The sequence below is a fragment of the Streptomyces sp. NPDC005266 genome, from assembly GCF_040607655.1.
Lineage (GTDB): Bacteria > Actinomycetota > Actinomycetes > Streptomycetales > Streptomycetaceae > Streptomyces.
This window is the reverse complement of the sequence record NZ_JBEXHC010000020.1, coordinates 114,019-133,312: the sequence shown is the minus strand read 5'-3', so window position 1 is coordinate 133,312 and position 19,294 is coordinate 114,019. Positions and strand designations below refer to the sequence as shown.

At 71.7% G+C, this 19,294-nt stretch carries 18 protein-coding genes and 3 pseudogenes; 12 read left to right on the top strand and 9 right to left on the bottom strand.

Annotated elements, in window-relative coordinates:
* The first annotated feature begins 16 nt into the window (after positions 1-16).
* A complete protein-coding gene (gene gcvP / locus ABZU99_RS28070) occupies positions 17-2,938 on the top strand; it encodes an aminomethyl-transferring glycine dehydrogenase (protein ID WP_356047342.1) in 2,922 nt (973 codons plus the stop codon).
* Positions 2,939-3,026: 88 nt separating this feature from the next.
* On the opposite strand, the gene ABZU99_RS28065 is transcribed toward gcvP, so the two are convergent.
* Both ABZU99_RS28065 and ABZU99_RS28060 read right to left on the bottom strand, forming a co-directional pair.
* A complete protein-coding gene (locus ABZU99_RS28065) occupies positions 3,027-3,233 on the bottom strand; it encodes a DUF5999 family protein (RefSeq protein WP_355951708.1) in 207 nt (68 codons plus the stop codon).
* Positions 3,234-3,496: 263 nt separating this feature from the next.
* Entirely contained in the window at positions 3,497-4,084 is a 588-nt protein-coding gene (locus ABZU99_RS28060) for a hypothetical protein (protein WP_356047340.1), read from the bottom strand.
* Positions 4,085-4,527: 443 nt separating this feature from the next.
* Here ABZU99_RS28060 and ABZU99_RS28055 point away from each other — a divergent pair, with 443 nt between their 5' ends.
* Together ABZU99_RS28055 and ABZU99_RS28050 are read left to right on the top strand one after the other, a co-directional pair.
* Positions 4,528-6,030: a glutamate-cysteine ligase family protein gene (locus ABZU99_RS28055; RefSeq protein WP_356047338.1), complete on the top strand. Its 1,503-nt coding sequence runs from the start codon at positions 4,528-4,530 to the stop codon at positions 6,028-6,030.
* Between the two features lie 105 nt (positions 6,031-6,135).
* Entirely contained in the window at positions 6,136-6,936 is an 801-nt protein-coding gene (locus tag ABZU99_RS28050; protein WP_356047336.1) for a CPBP family intramembrane glutamic endopeptidase, read from the top strand.
* Between the two features lie 46 nt (positions 6,937-6,982).
* Here the strand turns inward: ABZU99_RS28050 and ABZU99_RS28045 are convergent, their stop codons facing one another.
* A complete protein-coding gene (locus ABZU99_RS28045; protein ID WP_355951717.1) occupies positions 6,983-7,798 on the bottom strand; it encodes a PhzF family phenazine biosynthesis protein in 816 nt (271 codons plus the stop codon).
* 581 nt (positions 7,799-8,379) lie between these two features.
* On the opposite strand from ABZU99_RS28045, the pseudogene ABZU99_RS28040 reads away from it, so the two are divergent.
* Positions 8,380-8,512, top strand: a pseudogene (locus ABZU99_RS28040) (IS982 family transposase); the annotation flags it as partial.
* A 17-nt stretch (positions 8,513-8,529) separates the two neighbouring features.
* Here the strand turns inward: ABZU99_RS28040 and ABZU99_RS28035 are convergent.
* Positions 8,530-8,958 (bottom strand): VOC family protein, encoded by a 429-nt coding sequence (locus tag ABZU99_RS28035; protein WP_355951720.1) that lies wholly within the window; start codon positions 8,956-8,958, stop codon positions 8,530-8,532.
* Between the two features lie 258 nt (positions 8,959-9,216).
* On the opposite strand from ABZU99_RS28035, the gene ABZU99_RS28030 reads away from it, so the two are divergent.
* Positions 9,217-9,894, top strand: coding sequence for a PadR family transcriptional regulator (locus ABZU99_RS28030; protein WP_355951723.1), 678 nt, complete (start codon positions 9,217-9,219; stop codon positions 9,892-9,894).
* 47 nt (positions 9,895-9,941) lie between these two features.
* Here the strand turns inward: ABZU99_RS28030 and ABZU99_RS28025 are convergent.
* Positions 9,942-10,375, bottom strand: a pseudogene (locus ABZU99_RS28025) (SRPBCC family protein).
* 215 nt (positions 10,376-10,590) lie between these two features.
* On the opposite strand from ABZU99_RS28025, the gene ABZU99_RS28020 reads away from it, so the two are divergent.
* The 3 genes from ABZU99_RS28020 (at position 10,591) to ABZU99_RS28010 (ending at position 13,365) form a co-directional block, all read left to right on the top strand.
* Complete coding sequence (locus ABZU99_RS28020; RefSeq protein WP_355951729.1) at positions 10,591-11,127, top strand: Clp protease N-terminal domain-containing protein; 537 nt, start codon at positions 10,591-10,593, stop codon at positions 11,125-11,127.
* Between the two features lie 31 nt (positions 11,128-11,158).
* Positions 11,159-12,172, top strand: coding sequence for an EamA family transporter (locus ABZU99_RS28015; RefSeq protein WP_355951731.1), 1,014 nt, complete (start codon positions 11,159-11,161; stop codon positions 12,170-12,172).
* 230 nt (positions 12,173-12,402) lie between these two features.
* Positions 12,403-13,365, top strand: a complete 963-nt coding sequence (locus ABZU99_RS28010; protein ID WP_355951901.1) for a DMT family transporter — start codon at positions 12,403-12,405, stop codon at positions 13,363-13,365.
* Between the two features lie 56 nt (positions 13,366-13,421).
* Here ABZU99_RS28010 and ABZU99_RS28005 read toward each other — a convergent pair whose 3' ends face one another.
* Positions 13,422-14,117 (bottom strand): pyridoxamine 5'-phosphate oxidase family protein, encoded by a 696-nt coding sequence (locus ABZU99_RS28005; RefSeq protein ID WP_356047331.1) that lies wholly within the window; start codon positions 14,115-14,117, stop codon positions 13,422-13,424.
* Positions 14,118-14,153: 36 nt separating this feature from the next.
* Between ABZU99_RS28005 and ABZU99_RS28000 the strand changes: the two genes are divergently transcribed.
* A complete protein-coding gene (locus ABZU99_RS28000; RefSeq protein WP_355951737.1) occupies positions 14,154-15,482 on the top strand; it encodes an aminotransferase class I/II-fold pyridoxal phosphate-dependent enzyme in 1,329 nt (442 codons plus the stop codon).
* Between the two features lie 192 nt (positions 15,483-15,674).
* Here the strand turns inward: ABZU99_RS28000 and ABZU99_RS27995 are convergent, their stop codons facing one another.
* Complete coding sequence (locus ABZU99_RS27995) at positions 15,675-16,643, bottom strand: DMT family transporter (protein ID WP_356047329.1); 969 nt, start codon at positions 16,641-16,643, stop codon at positions 15,675-15,677.
* Between the two features lie 68 nt (positions 16,644-16,711).
* On the opposite strand from ABZU99_RS27995, the gene ABZU99_RS27990 reads away from it, so the two are divergent.
* Entirely contained in the window at positions 16,712-17,620 is a 909-nt protein-coding gene (locus tag ABZU99_RS27990; protein ID WP_355951742.1) for a LysR family transcriptional regulator, read from the top strand.
* Positions 17,621-17,671: 51 nt separating this feature from the next.
* Here ABZU99_RS27990 and ABZU99_RS27985 read toward each other — a convergent pair.
* Positions 17,672-17,824 (bottom strand): annotated as a pseudogene (locus ABZU99_RS27985) (pyridoxamine 5'-phosphate oxidase family protein); the annotation flags it as partial.
* Between ABZU99_RS27985 and ABZU99_RS27980 the strand changes: the two are divergent.
* On the top strand, positions 17,786-18,367 hold the full coding sequence (locus ABZU99_RS27980) for an isochorismatase family protein (RefSeq protein WP_356047327.1): 582 nt from the start codon (positions 17,786-17,788) through the stop codon (positions 18,365-18,367). The pseudogene ABZU99_RS27985 and the gene ABZU99_RS27980 overlap by 39 nt on opposite strands.
* Here ABZU99_RS27980 and ABZU99_RS27975 read toward each other — a convergent pair.
* Entirely contained in the window at positions 18,333-18,857 is a 525-nt protein-coding gene (locus ABZU99_RS27975; protein WP_356047325.1) for a Rieske (2Fe-2S) protein, read from the bottom strand. The two genes, ABZU99_RS27980 and ABZU99_RS27975, sit on opposite strands and share 35 nt — an antisense overlap.
* A 155-nt stretch (positions 18,858-19,012) precedes the next feature.
* Between ABZU99_RS27975 and ABZU99_RS27970 the strand changes: the two genes are divergently transcribed.
* Positions 19,013-19,138 (top strand): hypothetical protein, encoded by a 126-nt coding sequence (locus ABZU99_RS27970; RefSeq protein ID WP_356047366.1) that lies wholly within the window; start codon positions 19,013-19,015, stop codon positions 19,136-19,138.
* Positions 19,139-19,294 lie beyond the last annotated feature (156 nt).

Genomic DNA, 19,294 nt, shown 5'->3' with positions numbered 1-19,294 from the left:
CAGGAGGCCCCCGCAGATGACCCCCAACCGCATGTCACTCTCCGACCTGGAGCGCGGTACTCCGTTCGAGCAGCGCCATATCGGCCCCGACAGCGGGGCGCAGGCCAAGATGCTCGCCCACGTCGGCTTCGGCTCGCTCGACGAGCTGACCGAGACCGCCGTGCCGGAGGTCATAAAGAGCGCCGAGGCGCTGCGCCTGCCCCCGGCCCGCAGCGAGGCCGAGGTCCTCGCCGAGCTGCGCGGTCTCGCCGACCGCAACCAGGTGCTGCCGTCGATGATCGGCCTCGGCTACTACGGCACCTTCACCCCGCCGGTGATCCTGCGCAACGTCATGGAGAACCCCGCCTGGTACACGGCGTACACGCCCTACCAGCCGGAGATCTCCCAGGGCCGGCTGGAGGCCCTGCTGAACTTCCAGACCGTCGTCGCCGATCTGACCGGGCTGCCCACCGCCGGCGCCTCGTTGCTCGACGAGGCCACGGCCGCCGCCGAGGCCATGGCGCTCTCGCGGCGCGTCGGCAAGGTCAAGGAGGGCGTCTTCCTGGTCGACGCCGACTGTCTGCCGCAGACCATCGCGGTCATCCGGACCCGGGCCGAGCCGACCGGTGTCGAGGTGGTCGTCGCCGACCTGAGCGACGGCATCCCGCGGGAGGCCGCCGAGCGCGGAGTCTTCGGCGTGCTGCTCCAGTACCCGGGCGCCTCAGGGGCGGTGCGCGACCTGCGCCCCGTCATCGAGCGGGCCCATGAGCTCGGCGCCATCGTCACCGTCGCCGCCGATCTGCTCGCGCTCACCCTGCTGACCCCGCCCGGCCGGCTCGGCGCGGACATCGCGGTCGGCAGCAGCCAGCGGTTCGGCGTGCCGATGGGCTTCGGCGGCCCGCACGCCGGCTTCATGGCCGTACGGGACACCTTCGCGCGCAGCCTGCCCGGCCGGCTCGTCGGCGTCTCCGTGGACGCCGCTGGCAACAAGGCGTACCGGCTCGCCCTGCAGACCCGTGAGCAGCACATCCGCCGGGAGAAGGCCACCAGCAACATTTGCACCGCCCAGGTCCTGCTGGCGGTGATGGCCGGGATGTACGCCGTGTACCACGGGCCGGACGGGCTCGCGGCCATCGCCCGCCGCACCCACCGCTACGCCGCGGTCCTCGCCGAGGGGTTGCGGGCGGGCGGTGTCGAGCTGGTGCACGACGCGTTCTTCGACACCCTCACCGCGCGGGTGCCCGGCCGCGCCGCCGAGGTCGTCGCCGCCGCTCGTGAGGCCGGGGTGAACCTGCGGCTCACCGACGCCGACCACGTCGGCGTCGCCTGCGACGAGACCACCGGGCGCGCCCAACTCGGCGCCGTATGGTCCGCCTTCGGCGTGGACGGCGGGAGCGGCGACGGCCACAGCATGCCCGGTGTTCCCGCTATCGATGAGCTGGACGCCACGGCGGCCGACGCGCTGCCCACGGATCTGCTGCGCTCCGACGCGTATCTGAGCCACCCGGTCTTCCACCAGTACAGCTCCGAGACCGCGATGCTGCGCTATCTGCGGCGCCTGGCCGACCGGGACTATGCCCTGGACCGGGGCATGATCCCGCTCGGCTCCTGCACCATGAAGCTCAACGCCACCGCCGAGATGGAGCCGGTCACCTGGTCCGAGTTCGGCGCGCTGCACCCCTTCGCGCCCATCGAGCAGGCCCATGGCTATCTCACGCTCATCCGTGAGCTGGAGGAGCGGCTGGCCGAGGTCACCGGCTACGACAAGGTCTCCCTCCAGCCGAACGCCGGATCGCAGGGCGAGCTGGCCGGGCTGCTCGCCGTCCGGGCGTACCACCGGGCCAACGGGGACACCCAGCGCACCGTCTGTCTGATCCCGTCCTCCGCGCACGGCACCAACGCGGCCAGCGCCGTGATGGCCGGCATGAAGGTCGTCGTCGTCAAGACCGGTGAGGACGGCGAGGTGGACACCGACGATCTGCGTGCCAAGATCGAGAAGCATGGCGACGAGCTGGCCGTGCTCATGGTCACCTACCCCTCCACGCACGGGGTCTTCGAGGAGCACATCACCGAGATCTGCGGGGCCGTGCACGACGCGGGCGGCCAGGTGTACGTGGACGGCGCCAACCTCAACGCGCTGGTCGGGCTCGCCGAGCCGGGCCGGTTCGGCGGCGATGTCTCGCATCTGAATCTCCACAAGACCTTCTGCATCCCGCATGGCGGCGGCGGCCCCGGCGTCGGCCCGGTCGCGGTGCGCGAACACCTGGCGCCCTACCTCCCCAACCATCCGCTGCAGCCCGCCGCGGGACCGGCCACCGGCGTTGGCCCGGTCTCGGCCGCTCCGTGGGGCTCCGCGGGGATCCTGCCGATCTCCTGGGCGTACATCCGGCTGATGGGCGCCGAGGGGCTGCGCCGCGCCACCCAGGTCGCGGTGCTCTCCGCCAACTACGTCGCCAAGCGGCTGGAGCCGCACTATCCGGTGCTCTACACCGGTCCCGGCGGTCTGGTGGCCCATGAGTGCATCGTCGATCTGCGACCGCTCACCAAGGTGACCGGGGTGACCGTCGACGACGTGGCCAAGCGGTTGATCGACTACGGCTTCCACGCGCCGACGATGTCGTTCCCGGTCGCCGGGACGCTGATGATCGAGCCGACGGAGAGCGAGGACCTGGCCGAGCTGGACCGGTTCTGCGAGGCGATGATCGCCATCCGCGCGGAGATCGAGAAGGTCGGCTCGGGGGAGTGGGCCAAGGAGGACAACCCGCTGCGGAACGCGCCGCATACGGCCGCCGCGCTGGGCGGGGAGTGGCACCACCCGTACACCCGGGAGGAAGCTGTCTTCCCGGCCGGGGTCTTCGCCGCCGACAAGTACTGGCCGCCGGTGCGGCGGATCGACGGGGCTTTCGGGGACCGTAACCTCGTCTGCTCCTGCCCGCCGCTGGAGTCCTACGAGGGCTGACGGGGGTCCGCGACCATCGTCAGCGGGGCCGGTTCGGCGGATTCGCGCCGGGCCGGCCCCTGTGTGTCGTGCTGCCCAGGTGTGCGGCCTAGGCGGCGGTGGCGATGTGCTCGGAACCCAGTGGCCGGCACGGTGCGATGACGCGCCCGTCCGGCAGCAGCTCACCGGTGTCCTCGAAGAGCAGGACGCCGTTGCACAGCAGACTCCAGCCCTGCTCCGGGTGGTGCGCCACGAGATGGGCGGCCTCCCGGTCGGCGGAGTCGGCTGACGGACAGGGTGGTTGATGCTGGCACATGGCAGGGTTCTTTCGCTGCGGAGTGGTGTTTGTCCTGCGGCTCGTCGCGGCGTTCATGCCGCCCCCCGTGGTGAGTCGTTCGGTTGGCTCCCAGTGTTGCCCTACGGGTCTGATTCCGCAGGGATTTCACGGGACCGGTCTCCTTAGATGATGACGCATCAGCCGCCCGGACGGTTCACCCCGAAGGGACTTTTCCCGGGATGCGCCGAAGCGCCCGGTGACCGCCGGGTCACGGGGCGCTTCAGCGATGGTGAAAGAGCAGGTCAGGCAGGTGAGCCAAGCAAGGGGGCCGCGGTCAGCCGGAGGGTGAGGAGAGGTAGCAGATCCGTTGCGCGGTGCGCCCGGTGGGCGGCGATACCGGGCGGGGCCGGAGCGAGCGGTACCAGCATGTCGCCGGCGCCCAGAGCGCCCTCGGCGGCGTCCGCGGCGGTGTCGCCGTGCAGCCACAGCGTGACCATGTAGAGCTCGGGGATGGACAGCAGTCGCGGCTGGTACGCCGAGGGCAGTGACTCCGCCTGGCGCAGGGCCAGTTCGGCCGAGGCGACGTACGGGCCCTCGGAGAAGTGCGAGAAGGCCCAGCCGTCGGCGGTGAGCATCGCCTCCGCCGCGGCCACCGTGCGGTCGCCGTCGCGGATCATGAAGCGCCAGCCGGTGAGCCGGGTCCGCGGGGGGCCGGCGGGGGTGGTGATGTCATCCACCACATGGACGGGGAGTGGGAGTTCGGGTTCGAAGGGGCCGGGCAGGACGGAAAGTGCGGGAGTGCGGGCCTCGCGGACGGCGGTGGGGGAGCCAAGGGCCGTGAGGACGCTGCGCAGGGCGGGCGCGGGGGCCGGGGGCACATGCAGCGGCATGGTGGGTCGCCTCTCACTTAGGAGACACGGTGGAGCGATAGCGGCCCGGATAGGGGCGGCGCTGTCGGCGGAACGCGGGTCAGAGGGGCCGGAAGAAAACGGTTCGGGCGTTGTCTCTCTGCCTCGTTAACCGAGTTTATACGACGAGTGTTCCCGTCATGTTTCGGCTAGCTGTCCCCCGCATTGCGTGCAAGGGGTTATCAGGACCCTGTGGGCGCGGGGATTTTCGCCGTTTCCATGCCAGATGAACGGATATGACCTGGCCCTTTACCGCCATCGCGGTAGGCTGGATCTCGCCGGTTCATTTACCGGTGGAATGCGCGGCTCTAGAGAGGGTACCGGCTGGGCGAGGCGCATGTGGCGTTATCGATCACATTGGCGGGCATCATCGAGGGCGGTGTACTCGGCTGGCGCCGGTGATCCACTCAAGGAGGGACACTTCGATGGGGGAGAAGGTCGTAGCCGGTGAGTTCGACCCGTCCGGTCGGCAGCGGCAGCGCGGACGGCTCCGGCAGTGCCTCGACGTACTGGGCCGGCTCCTGGCGGACAAGCGATTCGACCGCCCGAGGAATCTCATGGGGCTGGAGATCGAGCTCAATCTGGCCGGTGCCGACGGGCTGCCGAGGATGATGAACACGCAGGTTCTCGAGCGCATCGGGAGCCATGATTTCCAGACCGAACTCGGGCAGTGCAATCTTGAAGTGAACATCGTGCCCCACCGTTTGCACGGACGGGTTCTCGATCAGCTCTCGGAAGAGCTCCGCACCGGTTTGTCATATGCCGATCGCAAGGCGCGGGAGGTCTCCTCCGAAATCGTGATGATCGGAATTCTCCCGACCCTCGCCGCCGAGGATCTGGGATCCGCAAACCTCTCCTACGACGACCGCTACAAACTCCTCAACGAGCAGATGCTGGCCGCCCGCGGCGAGGATTTCCTCATCGACATCGAGGGCAAGGAGCGCTTCAGCCACGCCAGTGCCTCCATCGCCCTGGAGGCGGCCTGCACCTCCGTGCAGCTGCATCTCCAGGTCACCCCGAAGCGCTTCGCGGCCGTGTGGAACGCGTCGCAGGCGGCGGCCGCCGTCCAGGTCGCGGTCGGCGCCAACTCCCCCTTCGTCTTCGGCCGGGAGGTCTGGCGCGAGTCCCGGCCGCCGCTGTTCCAGCAGGCCACCGACGTCCGCCCGCCGGAGTACGCGGCCCAGGGGGTGCAGCCGCGCACCTGGTTCGGCGAGCGCTGGATCAGTGACGCGTACGAGCTGTTCGAGGAGAATCTGCGCTACTTCCCGCCGCTGCTGTCGACCGGCGGGGACGAGGACCCGCAGCGGGTGCTGGAGAAGGGCGGCGTGCCCGAGCTTCAGGAGCTGGTGCTGCACAACGGCACGATCTACCGCTGGAACCGGCCCGTCTACGACGTCGTGGACGGTGTCCCGCATCTACGGGTGGAGAACCGTGTGCTGCCGGCCGGGCCCACCGTCACCGATGTCATCGCCAACGCCGCCTTCTACTACGGGCTGGTCAGGGCGCTCGCCGAGGAACCCCGCCCGGTGTGGACCCGGCTGCCGTTCACCACCGCCGCGGCCAACTTCGACGCGGCCTGCCGGCACGGCATCGACGCGGTCCTCCAGTGGCCCAAGCCCGGCCGGTCCGCGTCCCTGGCCAGGACCCCCGCCGTACGGCTGGTACGGGAGGAGCTGCTGCCGCTCGCCGCGTCCGGGCTGGACGCCTGGGGCGTCGAGCCCGCCGACCGCGACCGCTATCTCGGAGTGATCGAGGAGCGCTGCAAACTGCGGGTCAACGGGGCATCCTGGCAAGCCGCCACGTACCACCGGGCGCGCGGCGGCGGGCTCGGCCGGGATGCCGCGCTCGCGGCCATGACCCGCCGGTACATCGCCCTGATGCGGACCGACGCACCGGTGCACACCTGGCCTGCCGATCTCTCCGGGTGACAGCCTTCGAACGCCGTGGATCCCGACCCCGTATTGTCCCCTGCACAGTGACATCGAGGCCTGGGCGAACGAAGTGGCCGGTGGTTCACGGAAGTGGAGGCAGAAGTGCGGTCACAGGCGCGCGAAGTGGAGCCGCGGGTGTGCGCGGACGGGCTCTGGCGGCGGATCCTGCGCAATGAGACGCTGCTCGTGCTGGCGTTGTCGCTCGGCGCCAGCGGACTGTCCGCGCTGATCAGCTTTGTCGGCTCGGTGACCAAACCGGGCGGGCTGAAGGACCAGGCCGCCACGCTCAACGCCTCCGAGGCGCGGGGGCGCCCCTGGCTGGACCTCGCCTGGCAGCTCTTCGGGATCGCGACCGCGCTGGTGCCGGTCGCGCTCGTGGCACATCTGCTGCTGAGGGAGGGCGCCGGGCTCCGCGCGATCGGCTTCGACCGGAGCCGGCCGCGCTCCGACCTCAGCTGGGGTGCCGCGGTCGCGGCCGCCATAGGCGGCACCGGGCTGCTGCTCTACCTCGGCGCGCGGGCGGCCGGGGGCAACCTGACCGTGGTGCCCGAGGCGCTGCCCGATGTGTGGTGGAAGATCCCCGTGCTCATCGCCTCCGCCGTGCAGAACGCGGTGCTGGAGGAGGTGATCGTGGTCGGCTATCTGCTGCGCAGGCTCGGGCAGTTGGGCTGGACCCCGATGGCCGCACTGCTGACCAGCTCCGTGCTGCGCGGCTCGTACCACCTCTACCAGGGGATCGGCGGCTTCTTCGGCAATATGGCGATGGGAGTGATCTTCGTGCTGCTCTACCGCCGATGGGGACGGGTCGGGCCGCTGGTCGCCGCCCATGCGCTGATCGACATCGTGGCCTTCGTCGGATACGCCCTGCTGGCAGGCAAGGTGGGCTGGCTGCCCACCGCCTGAGTCCCGTGGCGGGCGGCCCGCCCGCCGCTCGGGGTTGCGGGGTGGCTCAGACCAGGAGTTCGCCGTCGATGACCGTGACGGCGTTGCCCGTCAGCAGCGTACGGTCGCCGCGCAGCGCGGTGTGCACCAGCCCGGTGCGGGCGGATGCCTGGAGGCCGGTCAGCTCGTCGCGGCCGAGCCGCGCCGACCAGAAGGGCGCGAGCGCGGTGTGCGCGCTTCCGGTCACCGGGTCCTCGTCGATGCCGACGGCCGGACCGAAGACACGTGAGACGAAGTCGTAGCCGCGGTCCGGGTCCTCGGGGAGCGCCGTCGCGATGACGGCCCGGCGGACGAGGTGGCTGAGCGCCGCGAAGTCGGGGGCGAGGGTCCGTACGGCCTTCTCGTCGACGAGCTCCACCAGCAGATCGCCGACGTTCGGCCCGGTGTCATGGGCGGAGCGGATCTCCACGCCGAGCGCGCCGACCGCGGCCGACGGCACCTCGATCTCAGTCAGCGGGGCGGTCGGGAAGTCCAGGGTGATCGCACCGTCGGCGCCGCCGGTCGCGGAGAGCACACCGCTGAGGGTGGCGAAGCGGACGGTGCCGGTCGCGGTGCCCATGGTGCGCAGCACATGGGCGGTGGCGAGCGTGGCATGGCCGCACATGGAGACCTCGGTGGTCGGGGTCAGCCATCGCAGCGCCCAGTCGGCCTCGGCTCCGGCGGGCAGCGGGTGGGCGAAGGCGGTCTCGGAGAGATTGACCTCGGCGGCGACCTGCTGCAGCCAGTCGTCGTCCGGGAAGGAGTCGGTGTCGAGGAGGACGACACCCGCCGGATTGCCGGCGAAGGGACGGTCGGTGAACGCGTCGACGATTCGAATCCGCATGAACCGACCGTAAGCGGTGGGCCGCTTCCCGGGCCATGGCCAATTCCTGTGGGGTGGACCCGTCTGTCCCGTCTCACATGATCTGGTCTCGGACCGATGCTGTGACCTGCGACGACCAGATCTTTTAAGACGTGGGGAAGCCGAACATCCCAGCTGATGTGGTCCCTGGTCAGCGGATTGACTGCCGTTGGCGACACGCCTTCTGACGGCAGCGATGGGAACAGGTTCGGCGTCGAGTCCGATGGCGACCTGCTGGGCAGTGGTCCTGCCCAGATCTTGCAGGACCGTGTGCTCTGGGCCGGGGCGAGGGCGTCAACCTCGCCCCGGCCGTGTGGGTGTGGAGTGAAGCTGCAGGTTCGGGAGGCGAGGCGGAAGGCTCCGGGGTCGAAACTGGCAGCGGTTATGTGCCATAACAAGGGGGCGGTTCGGATTCCTCAGTCTGGACTGATCGTTCTTGGCGACGCCGCTGTCGCTCGAGGTGGGCGTCCCGCTGACTGCGGATGAATACAGGTGACGGCGCCGTCCGGGTTGGCAGAACAGCGTGGCCACCGACTCGAGCGTCCGCTCGATGTGGCGCTTTCCACCACGGTCGCACGCTCAGGGGCGTGGCCGTCCGCGTCCTGCAGCGCATCCTCGCGCTCACCGACCGCCATCTGGCACAACGACCACACGGGCCAGCCGGTCATGCGCGCACTGACCGCCTACGACCACTGAGCACGTGGAATCGATCATCAGTCGATACAGAACTCGTTGCCCTCGATGTCCAGCATCGGGATGCACGAATCATTGCCGTCATACAGCGTTTGCACGTGTACCGCGCCGAGCGGGACCAGTCGTGCGCACTCGGCCTCAAGTGCGGCGAGGCGCTCTTCCCCCACGAGACCCGTGCCGACCCGCACATCAAGATGCACCCGGTTCTTGGCGGCCTTCCCCTCGGGGACGCGCTGGAAGTACAGTCGCGGGCCCACACCTGAGGGATCAATGCAGGCGAACCATGAATCCCGCTGCTCAGGTGGCTGTGAGCGCTTGAAGTCGTCCCAAGTGGCAAACCCCTCCGGTGGCGGCGGTACGACGTACCCCAACACCTCGCACCAGAAACGAGCGAGGCGCTCAGGTTCTGCGCAGTCGAACGTGACTTGGAACTTCTTGATCGACGTCATCGGCCCACCATATTGGCGCGTGCTGTTCACCGACATCCCGGGGTTTCATCGCCGTGCAGGTCGAGGTCTCGCGTGACATGAGTAGCGCCAACGGGCCAGATCGCCTGAGACGACGAGCGAATTGGACCAGATCACCTGAGGCAGGGCCAATGTGCATAAGACAGGACACCGTCGAAAGGAGGCCAGGTGTTGTCGTGCGATCGGTTCCGATATATCGTTGAGACGTCGTGATGGATCGATGATGGAAGGAGTGTCATCGTGCGTTCCCATGGACACGGACATGAGCACCGCGGGCCCGGCCACCACGGCCGGGGTGAACGCGAGGGGCGGCGCGCGGCCTTCGGCCCGTTCGGCCCCGGATTCGGCGGACCGCCCTTCGGTGGGCCTCCGTTCGGCGGCCGTGGCCGCGGCGGCCCCGGCGGCCGTGGGCCGCGTGGGCGGGCGCGGCGCGGCGATGTGCGCGCCTCGATCCTGGCGCTGCTGAAGGACCGCCCCATGCACGGCTACGAGATGATCCAGGAGATCGCCGAGCGCAGCGGCGGAGCGTGGCGGCCGAGCCCCGGCTCGGTCTATCCGACGCTCCAACTCCTGGAGGACGAGGGCCTGATCGCCAGCGAGAGCGAGGGCGGCAAGAGGCTTTTCGCGCTCACCGAGGCCGGTCGCGCCGAGGCCGAGGCGGGGCCGGCGGCCCCCTGGGAAGAGGCCGGGCGCGGCGTCGACTGGGAGGCCGTGCAGGAGGTCCGGCAGGCCGGATACGGCCTGATGGAGGCGTTCACCCAGGTCTGGAAGACCGGCACGGCGGAGCAGCGGCGGAAGGCCGTCGCCGTGATCAATGAGTCGCGCAAGCGCATGTATCTGATCCTCGCCGAGCACGACGAAGAGGGCGGGGACGAGGGCGGAGACGGCACCGGGCGCACTCCGGGCGGCGAGGGCTGAGCCCTGCCGGACGGGGCGCGGACGCGCCGGGGTGACGGGGTGGGGTCTCAGGCGGTCAGTGCGCCGAGCCGGCGCAGCGGCTTGTTCAGCGCGCCGACCGCCGAGTCCTTCAGCTTGCCCCCATGAGCGAGACCGCGGCGCCCGTGAACGCGCCATCGATGCGCACCGTCGTCGCGTCGCCGTCCGGGGTGAGCGCGCAGCGCATGGCAAGACGCACGTTCATCGGGCCCATGCCCAGGGTGGTGAGCAGCCGGGCCGGCTCGTACTCCTCGACGGTCCAGGCCACTTCGGCCGGAAAGCCCATCAGCTTCATGTTCTCCTGGCAGGCCGTCCCGGCCTCCGGGGAGGCGGGGCAGCCGTGCGGGAAGCCGGTGTGCGTGGCGTTCCACTCGCCGTACGAGGAGAGGCCCGTGAGTGCGGCCCAGACCTTCTCGGCCGGTGCCTCGATGCGTAGTTGTGCGCTGACTCGGCCATGGGCCATCCCTTCCGCGTGTAGTGCGGGCATGGCGCACCGTGGCCCCGGGTGGCGAACCTCCAATGCTGACGGCGCGTCATTTTCCGGGCGAGATGCGCCCGGAAGGTCGCAGTCCTCCTCCCCGAGGATGAGATCCGGTGATCCGTGCGCAACTACCGTGGGACGGGTACATGCTTCCCAGCGAGGATGCTCCGCGCTCAAGGGGCTGATGGGGTGAGAGCGTGCGAAGTCGTACCCCTTCCGCCGGCCCGGCCGACGCCGGATTCGAGGGCCGGCTCAGCGAACCACTGACCGCTGTGGTCATGGGCGCCCGCAGGCGCGCCGTGCGCGATGGCGACAAGCACCTCGACACCGCCCATCTGCTGCACACCCTCCTGGAGTCCGACCCGCGCGTGCGGGCCGTCTTCGCCGGTGGCACGCCGCAGGTGATCCGGGTGCTCGGCTATCTGGTGCAGCGCACCATCGGATACGGCCTGCGGTGGAGCGGCACTGTCGAGGACTCGGGCGTGCCGCCGGTGGCCGGGCGCGCGGAGGTGGCCGTGGCCGGCTGGTCGCCCGCCGCGTCGGCGGCCATGGTGGCGGCGATCCGGCGCGCCGGGGCCCATGGCGCGTTCCGGGCCGACGGCCCCGATCTCCTCGCCGCTCTCCTGGGCGACCGGCAGTGCCGGGCGGTGGAGGTGTTGCGTCGGGCCGGGGTCGATGTCGAGCTGCTGCTCAGGACCCTGAACGGCGAGGCGTGCCAGCAGTCAACGGGATGACGGTCCTGTCGTGAGCTGACAAGATGAGCCGGTGCACGTATCTCAGGGCCGGAGTCGCCATCAGGAAGGGAACGTCGGCCTGGGGCTCGCCCTGGCGTCGGCATTGGCGTTCGGTGGATCGGGGGTCGCCGCCAAGCCGCTCATCGAGGCGGGGCTCGCACCGCTGGAGGTCACCTGGCTGCGCGTGGCGGGGGCGGCCCTCGTCATGCTGCCCGTGGCCTGGCGCCACCGCCGGCTGCCGGCCCGCCGTCCCGCCCTGCTCCTGGGGTTCGGCCTGCTGGCCGTGGCAGGGGTGCAGGCGTGCTTTTTCGCGGCGCTCTCCCGGATACCGGTGGGCGTCGCGCTGCTCGTCGAGTACCTCGCTCCCGCCCTGGTGCTGGGGTGGGTCCGGTTCGTCCAGCGCCGGCCGGTGAGCCGCGCCGCGGCCATCGGCGTCGTCCTCGCCGTCGGCGGGCTGGCGTGCGTGGTGGAGGTGTGGTCCGGGCTGAGCTTCGACGCCATCGGTCTGCTGCTCGCCCTCGGCGCGGCCTGCTGCCAGGTCGGCTACTTCGTCCTCTCCGACCACGGCAGCGACGGCCAGGACGCCGCGGATCCGCTCGGTGTCATCGCCTACGGCCTGCTGATCGGCGCCGCGACCCTCACCGTCGCCGGCCGCCCCTGGCAGATGGAGTGGTCGGTCCTCGCCGGCCGCGCCGAGCTGGCCGGTGCGCGGGTGCCCGCCATCGTGCTGCTCGGCTGGATCGTCCTGGTGGCGACGGTGGTCGCCTACCTCACCGGCGTCCTCTCGGTGCGGCGCCTCTCGCCCCAGGTGGCGGGCGTGGTCGCCTGTCTGGAGGCGGTCATCGCGACCGTGCTGGCCTGGGTGCTGCTGGACGAGCACCTGGGCGTGGCGCAGGTCGTCGGCGGTGTGGTGGTGCTGACGGGCGCCCTCACAGCCCAGACGTCCGCCCCCAGGCCGGCCACGGCCGAACCGGTGGCGGCGTCGGCACCGATTCCGGCGGAGGCGGACCAGGAGTGTGCGACGGATGGCCGGGCGGCTCGCTGAGCCGGCTTGGAGAAACCCTCTGGTCAGTGCCGGTTTTCTGGGGTGCTAGCATTCCGATCATGCCGATGACCGTTCTTCCGCCTCCCGCCGCATAGCGCGGGCGGCCGCCGCCTTGAGGCCGTGGCCCGGGTTCTGACCCCGGGTTGACCGGCCGGTCCGGTGTGTCCATCGGCTGCCCGCAGACGGAGTGACGCCATCCGTTGTCTGTCTTCGCGGGAGAACACCTCGTGCTGAATTCCCTTTCCCCCTCTGCCCTGCCCGTGGGCCGGGGGCTGCTCTATGTCACCCTCGCCGCCACCTCCTGGGGCACCGCGGGTGCGGCCGCCGCGCTGCTGTACGGCAACAGCGGGCTCGGCCCCCTGGCGTTGACCTTCTGGCGGGCCCTGGGCGGGTGTGCCCTGCTGCTCGCGGCGCGGGCGGTCCGGGCGCGCCGCCGGACCGGCGGCGCGCCCGGACCGGCGCGCCCGTACGAGCCGGCCGGGCGGCGGACCGTGCGCATTCTGGTCACCGGCATCGGGCTGACCGTCTTCCAGGCCGCCTACTTCGGGGCCGTCGAGGTCACCGGGCTCGCCGTCGGGACCGTGGTCACGCTCGGCGCGGCGCCGGTCATGGTCGCGTTCGCCGGACAGGTGACCCTGGGCGAACGGCTGGGTGCCGGTGGCGCGCTCGCCGCCGCGGGCGGGCTGACCGGGCTGCTGGTGCTGGTCCTCGGCGGTGAGGGGACCGGGACCGTACGCCCCGCCGGGGTCCTCCTGGCGCTGCTCGCCGCCACCGGATACTCCACCATGACCCTCTGCACCCGCCGGCTCGGCCGCGTCGGCGGCGGCGCCGACGCGTACACCACCACGCTCACGTCCTTCGCCGTCTGCGCGGTGCTGCTGCTGCCGTTCGCGGCCGCCGAGGGGCTGTGGCCGCAGGCGCACGGCATCGTCCGGACACTCGGGCTGATGGCCTACATGGTCGCGGTGCCCACCGCCCTCGCGTACGGCCTGTACTTCGCGGGCCTGGCCGCCCTGCGGGCCACCACGGTCACGGTGATCACGCTCATCGAGCCGGTCACGGCTTCGGTCATCGCGGTCGTGCTGCTCGGCGAGCGGCTGACGGCGGCGACCGTGGTCGGCACGGCCGTCCTGCTCGGCGCGGTCGGTGCGCTGGCCGCGGTGGAGGCGCGGACCACCGCACCGGCCGGCTGACGACCCCACGGCACCGCGCCGCGCGGGCGCGCCGTGGTCGGGGGTGCGGCGTGCCGTCAGTGCCGGGTGAGGTAGCCGGGAACCGGCGTGCCCGGTGCCAGGTCGTCGGCGGGGACCGGCGCGCCGTAGGTGCGGGCGACGGGCACGACGCCGCTCCAGTGCGGGAGCGTCAGATCCTCGGGGTCGTCGTTGGGCCCGCCGGTGCGGATCTTCGCGGAGACCTCGTCGAGGTCGAGGCGGAGGACGGCGGTGGCGGCGAGCTCCTTCGCATTGGCGGGCCGGGAGTCGGCGGCGCGGCCGGGCACGACATGGTCCACCAGGGCGTCCAGAGCGGCGGCGCGCTCGGCCGGGTCGGTGACCGGGCGGGCGATGCCGTGCACCACCACCGAGCGGTAGTTCATGGAGTGGTGGAAGGCGGAGCGGGCCAGGACCAGTCCGTCGACATGGGTGACGGTGAGACACACCGGCAGCCCCGGGGCCTCGCCCGCCTCGTCCCGGCTCGCCATGCGCAGGGGCCGCGCGCCCGTTGAGCCGTGCACGTACAGACGCTCGCCGACCCGGCCGTAGAGGGTCGGCAGCACGACGGGCGCGCCGTCGCGTATGAAGCCCAGATGGCAGACGTAGCCCTCGTCGAGGATCGCGTGCACCACCTCGCGGTCGTACGAGGCGCGTTCGCGGGCGCGGGTCGGCACGGTGCGTTCCGCCGGTGTGTAGGCGTCGGGCACGGTGGTCGTGTCGTGGGGCGCGGGCATTTGCGTCCTCCAATGCACTAGTGCAAAATAGCATTTGTGCTAGGAGAATATCCGATCCAGGGTCGGCGCGCAGCGGAGATCGCCGCCAGTGTGGAGCGCGCCGTCGGCGCCGGTGAGCTGTCGCCCGGCCAACTGCTGCCGCCCTTGAGGGAGTTGGCCGGTCGGTTGGGCGTCAATCCCAATACGGTCGCGGCCGCGTATCGCGTGCTGCGCGAGCGCGGAGTCATCGAGACGGCCGGCCGCCGGGGGAGCCGGGTGCGGGCGCGCCCCGCCAGCACCCCACGCGACTGGATCCGGGTCGAGGCCCCCGGCGCGCGCGACCTCTCGACCGGCAACCCCGACCCCGCGCTGCTGCCCCCGCTCGGCGTGTCGCTCGCCGACGCCGCGGCGCGCGCGGCGCGGCGCCCGACGCTCTACGGCGCGCCGGACATCGCGCCCGACCTCGCCGCACTGGCCCGCGCCGCCTTCGACGCGGACGGCGTGCCCGCCGGGCCCGTCGCCGTCACCTCCGGCTCGCTGGATGCGATCGAGCGCGTCCTGGCCGCCCATCTGCGGCCCGGGGACACCGTCGCGGTCGAGGACCCCGGCTGGGGCAGCCTCCTCGATCTGATCCCGGCGCTCGGGCTGCGCCCCGCCCCCGTGGAGGTCGACGACGACGGGCCGCTGCCCGACCAGGTCGAGCACGCGCTGGGTCAGGGGGCGCGGGCGCTGGTGGTCACCGACCGGGCGCAGAACCCGACGGGCGCGGCGGTGAGCGAGGCGCGCGCCCACGAGCTGCGGGCCGTCCTGGCCGGCCATCCGGGCGTCCTGCTGATCGAGGACGACCACGGGCACGGCATCGTGGATCTGCCGCTGCGTCCGCTGGCGGGCGGCACGGACCACTGGGCGCTGGTCCGCTCCACCGCCAAGGCCTACGGTCCCGACCTGCGGCTCGCGGTGCTCACCGGGGACGCGGTCACGGTGGACCGGGTGCGCGGTCGTCAGCGGCTCGGGCCGGGCTGGGTCAGCCATCTGCTCCAGGACACGGTGACGCACCTGTGGCGGACCGGTGCGGTGGAGCCGGCTTCGGTCGCGGCGTCGTACGCGGCGCGGCGCGAGGCGCTGGTGGGGGCGGTGCGGGAGCGGGGGATCGCCGCGCACGGCCGGAGCGGCATGAACGTATGGGTGCCGGTCTCCGACGAGACCGGGGCGGTGGCGCGGCTGCTCCAGTCCGGCTGGGCGGTCGCGCCGGGCGCACGCTTCCGGGTGGCCTCGGGGCCGGGGGTGAGGATCACCGTCTCGCCCCTGGGCGCGGGGGAGATCGGGGCGGTCGCCGATGCGGTGGCATCGGCGACGGGGGTGTCAGTGGCGGGCCGAGTCGACTGAGGGCCTGAGCGCCTGAGCGCCTGAGCGCCTGAGCGCCTGAGCGGGTGAGCGGCTGAGCCCCGGCCCCCGTCTCTTCCCGGGCCCGCCCCGGAGCCCGCCCCTCGGGTGTTCCGTGCGCCCGGGTGGGGCACCCAGGCCAGGGGTCCCGTGGGCCGGGTCCGGGGCGGGCCCGGCGACTTGCCGGGGGAGGGCTCAGGAGCGCGGCGCGCCCCGGCGCTGGGTGAGGGCCGCGCCCAGCAGGACGACCACCGCACCCACCGGCGTGTTCCACGTCAGGTGTTCGTCGAGGATCGCCACCCCCGCCGCCGTGGCGATCACCGGGACGAAGTAGGTCACCATCATCGCCGTCGTCGGGCCGACCTCCGCGACCAGGCCGTACTGGACCAGGAAGGCGACCCCGGTGCCCAGGGCGCCGAGGGCGAGGACCGAGAGCAGGGGCAGGACCGGGAAGGAGCCGGGTGTCGGAGCGAACAACGGGGCGACGAGGGCGAGTTGGACAGTGCCGAGCAGCAGCTGGGCGCCGGACATCGACAGATGGGAGTTGCCGGTGTCGCTCAGCGTGTGCCGGACGTACTGCCAGCCGACCGCGTAGCTGGCGGAGGCGATGAGCGCCAGCGCGGTGCCCAGCGGATCCTGGCCGGAGAAGCCCTGCCATGCGCCGAGCACGATCAGCACGCCGATGAAACCGAGCCCGAGGCCCGCGACGCGCTGCCGGGTCGGGCGGTCGTCGGAGACCACGGCCACGGCGAGCACCATGCCCCACAGCGGCGAGGCGGCGTTGCAGATGCCCGCCAGGGTGGAGGGGATGGTGAGCTCGGCGTAGGCGAAGAGCGAGAACGGGAGGGCGTTGAGGAAGAAGGCGGCGACGGCCAGATGCCCCCACACCCGCACCCCGCGCGGCAGCCGCTCCCGCTTCACGGCCAGGACGGCGAGGAGCACGGCCGTGCCGAAGAGCATCCGCCCGAGCGTGACGTACAGGGGGGCGAACGCCTCGTTGCCGACCTTGATGAAGAGAAAGCTGAATCCCCAGATCAGGGAGAGCGCGCCGAACCGGATCCGCCAGTCGAGCAGCGGGCGGCGGCCGGGCGCGGGGGTGGTGGCGGAGAGAGGGGCCGCCGCGGGGGTGGCGGTGGGCGTCGAGGCGGTTGTGGTCATGGTCATAACCATGCGGGCTGTAACCTCTTAGAACAAGCGAGTTTTGATCCAATACTTCACGTAGCATTGCTTACATGTTGAACCTGGATCGCCTACGGACCCTCCACGCCGTGGCCCGGCACGGCTCCGTGAGCGGCGCGGCCGAAGGGCTGCATGTGACCACCTCCGCAGTCTCCCAGCAGCTGGCGAAGCTGGAGCGGGAGACCGGACAGCAGCTGCTCGCCAAGAACGGCCGCGGGGTGCGCCTCACCGACGCCGGACGGTTGCTCTCCGACCATGCGGCGCGGATCCTCTCCCAGGTGGAGCTGGCCCAGTCGGATCTTGAGGCGCAGCGCGGCCACGCCGTCGGCGAGCTGCTGCTGGGCGCCTTTCCGACCGCGGTCCGTGGCCTCTTTCCGGCCGCGCTGGGCCGGCTGCGCACCGAACACCCCCAGCTGTACGTCCGGTTGCAGGAGATGGAGCCGGATGAGTCGGTGCCCGCGGTGGTGCGCGGCGACATCGATCTCGGGGTCGTCCTCGACTGGTACAACAAGCCGCTGCCGATGCCCGACGGGCTGGTCAAGGCGCCGCTGATGGACGATCCGGTGGATGTGGCGATGCCCGCGGACCACCCCTTCGCCGACCGGCGCGGGGTCGAGCCGGAGGACTTCGTGGACGACGAGTGGGTGTCCTGGCCCAAGGGCGGGTTCTGCTACGACTGGCTGATGGTCACGCTGCGCAGCAAGGGCATCGAGCCCCGGATCCGCCACACCGCGCGCGAGCACCACACCCAGCTCGCCCTGATCGCCGCCGGGCTCGGCGTCGCCGTCGTCCCCCGGCTGGGCCGTGGCCCGGTGCCCGCGGGGGTGCGAATGGTCCCCGTCAGCCAGCCGACGATGCGGCGCCACGTCTACGCGATCTGGCGCGCCGACGCCGACCGCAGGCCCTCGATCCGGGCGGCCGTGGAGGTGCTGCGCTCGGTGGGGGAGAAGATCGCCGACTGAGGCGTCACCGGCGCGCCTACTGAGGCGTCACCCGGGGAGCTTGCGGAAGTCTCAGGAGGTGACCGCATCGGGGGCCAGCCGCAGCCAGGCGTGCCGGCCGTCGTGCGGCATGGCCAGCCCGAAGTACTTCGCCGCGAACAGCCGCTCGGGCGTCTCGAGCTCGGGATGCGACACGCCCGAGCGCGGCGCCTCACCCACCGGCACGAGTCCGGTGCGCTCGGGCGTGTCGCCCGGTTGGTGTCGACCGCCCACGACACGGGTGTCCAGGTGCTGCACGCGGTGGCCGAGCGGCGCGCCGACGGGCGCGGGGCGAATCGCGATGCCCGGCTGTTTCGGGCCGCCGAGCGGCTGCCGGTGCGGCAGCTCACCGGGAGCGCCGCGGTGCGGATCGCCGAGCCGGTCCCGGTCGCGGCGGAGGATCTGGTGGTACGGCGGCTGCACGGCCTGTCGCCCCTCGCCGCCACCGAGGTGAACGCGCTGCTGCGCGATCTCGGCTGCCGCACGCTCGTCATCGCCGGCGTGTCGGCCGATGTCGCGATCCCCAACGCCGCGTTCGACGCGGTCAACCTCGCCTATCCGGCCGTGGTGGCCGAGGACGCGATCACCGGGGTGCCTGCCTCGTACACCCCGGCGATGGTCCGTCACACCCTCGCCCTCGTGGCCACCGTCACCGCGGCCGACGAGGTGATCGCCTGCTGGAGGCGATCGTCCGTCACGCCATCCAGATCGCGTTTCCCTCCACCTTGATCTGCGTTCCGGGCAGCGGCTTCGGCGCCGGGCCGCCCTTCACACTGCCGTCGGCTATGTCGTACTTGGCCCCGTGACACGGGCAGTTGATGGTGCCGCCGGTCACATCGCCGACCGAGCAGCCCTGGTGGGTGCAGATCGAGGAGAACGCCTTGAACTCGCCCGCGGTCGGCTGGGTCACCACGACCTTGTGATCCTTGAAGACCATGCCGCCGCCCTCCGGGATCTGGGAGGTCTTGGTCAGCTCCATCCCGCCCCCGCCGCCCGACTGGCCGGCTTCGCCGCCCTTCTGACCGGCTTCGCCGGCAGCCCCGCTCTCCGACGGCGGTGCGGAACCCGCGCCCTGGGCGTCGCTCACGCTTCCGCTGCCCGATCCCTTGTCGTCGTCTTTGCCGCACGCGGCGACGGTGGCGGCGAGCCCGGCCGCTCCGGCCGCGGCGACAACGGCACGGCGGGTTGTGCCGCGGCCCGTGGTTTCCGGCTGCGTCATGGTGGTGCCTCCTGTCAGGGGACGTTTCGCGGTTCCATACGCAGACGGCCGCCGGAGCGTTCAGCCGCCGGCACGGATCACCCGGGACCCGGCCCGCACCGGGGATTGGGCCCCACCGTGGATCGTGGCGCTCAGGAGCCCGATAGCCTGGGAAAATGCTCCCTGAAGTCACCGCCACCCGCTACGACACGCCGCTGCGTCAGGGTGGACCGCTCCCGGGGATCGTCGAGGCCGGCGATCTCGGCACCTATGCCATGAAGTTGTCTAACGGGCAGCACTGACCTGCGGTGATGGCGTCACTATGGCCTCTGACCTGCGCGGATTATTCTTTCGCGGCCTTTCAGGATCTTGCCGTGTTGCGCAGCCGATTCTCCCCACGCGCTCCCCAGCGCCGTCTAAACTCCCCAGATTCTCCCCAGCGGAGGCCCGCCTTGAGG

Coding starts and splice junctions, on each gene's coding strand:
- ABZU99_RS28060 (WP_356047340.1), bottom strand. CDS start 4,084: ATGCCGCTGCATGTGCCCCCGGCCCCCGCGCCCGCCCTGCGCAGCGTC.
- ABZU99_RS28005 (WP_356047331.1), bottom strand. CDS start 14,117: ATGCCCGCGCCCCACGACACGACCACCGTGCCCGACGCCTACACACCG.
- ABZU99_RS27980 (WP_356047327.1), top strand. CDS start 17,786: ATGCGACACGCCCGAGCGCGGCGCCTCACCCACCGGCACGAGTCCGGT.
- gcvP (WP_356047342.1), top strand. CDS start 17: ATGACCCCCAACCGCATGTCACTCTCCGACCTGGAGCGCGGTACTCCG.
- ABZU99_RS27990 (WP_355951742.1), top strand. CDS start 16,712: ATGTTGAACCTGGATCGCCTACGGACCCTCCACGCCGTGGCCCGGCAC.
- ABZU99_RS28045 (WP_355951717.1), bottom strand. CDS start 7,798: ATGCGGATTCGAATCGTCGACGCGTTCACCGACCGTCCCTTCGCCGGC.
- ABZU99_RS27995 (WP_356047329.1), bottom strand. CDS start 16,643: ATGACCATGACCACAACCGCCTCGACGCCCACCGCCACCCCCGCGGCG.
- ABZU99_RS27975 (WP_356047325.1), bottom strand. CDS start 18,857: ATGACGCAGCCGGAAACCACGGGCCGCGGCACAACCCGCCGTGCCGTT.
- ABZU99_RS28035 (WP_355951720.1), bottom strand. CDS start 8,958: ATGACGTCGATCAAGAAGTTCCAAGTCACGTTCGACTGCGCAGAACCT.
- ABZU99_RS28055 (WP_356047338.1), top strand. CDS start 4,528: ATGGGGGAGAAGGTCGTAGCCGGTGAGTTCGACCCGTCCGGTCGGCAG.
- ABZU99_RS28065 (WP_355951708.1), bottom strand. CDS start 3,233: ATGTGCCAGCATCAACCACCCTGTCCGTCAGCCGACTCCGCCGACCGG.
- ABZU99_RS27970 (WP_356047366.1), top strand. CDS start 19,013: ATGCTCCCTGAAGTCACCGCCACCCGCTACGACACGCCGCTGCGTCAG.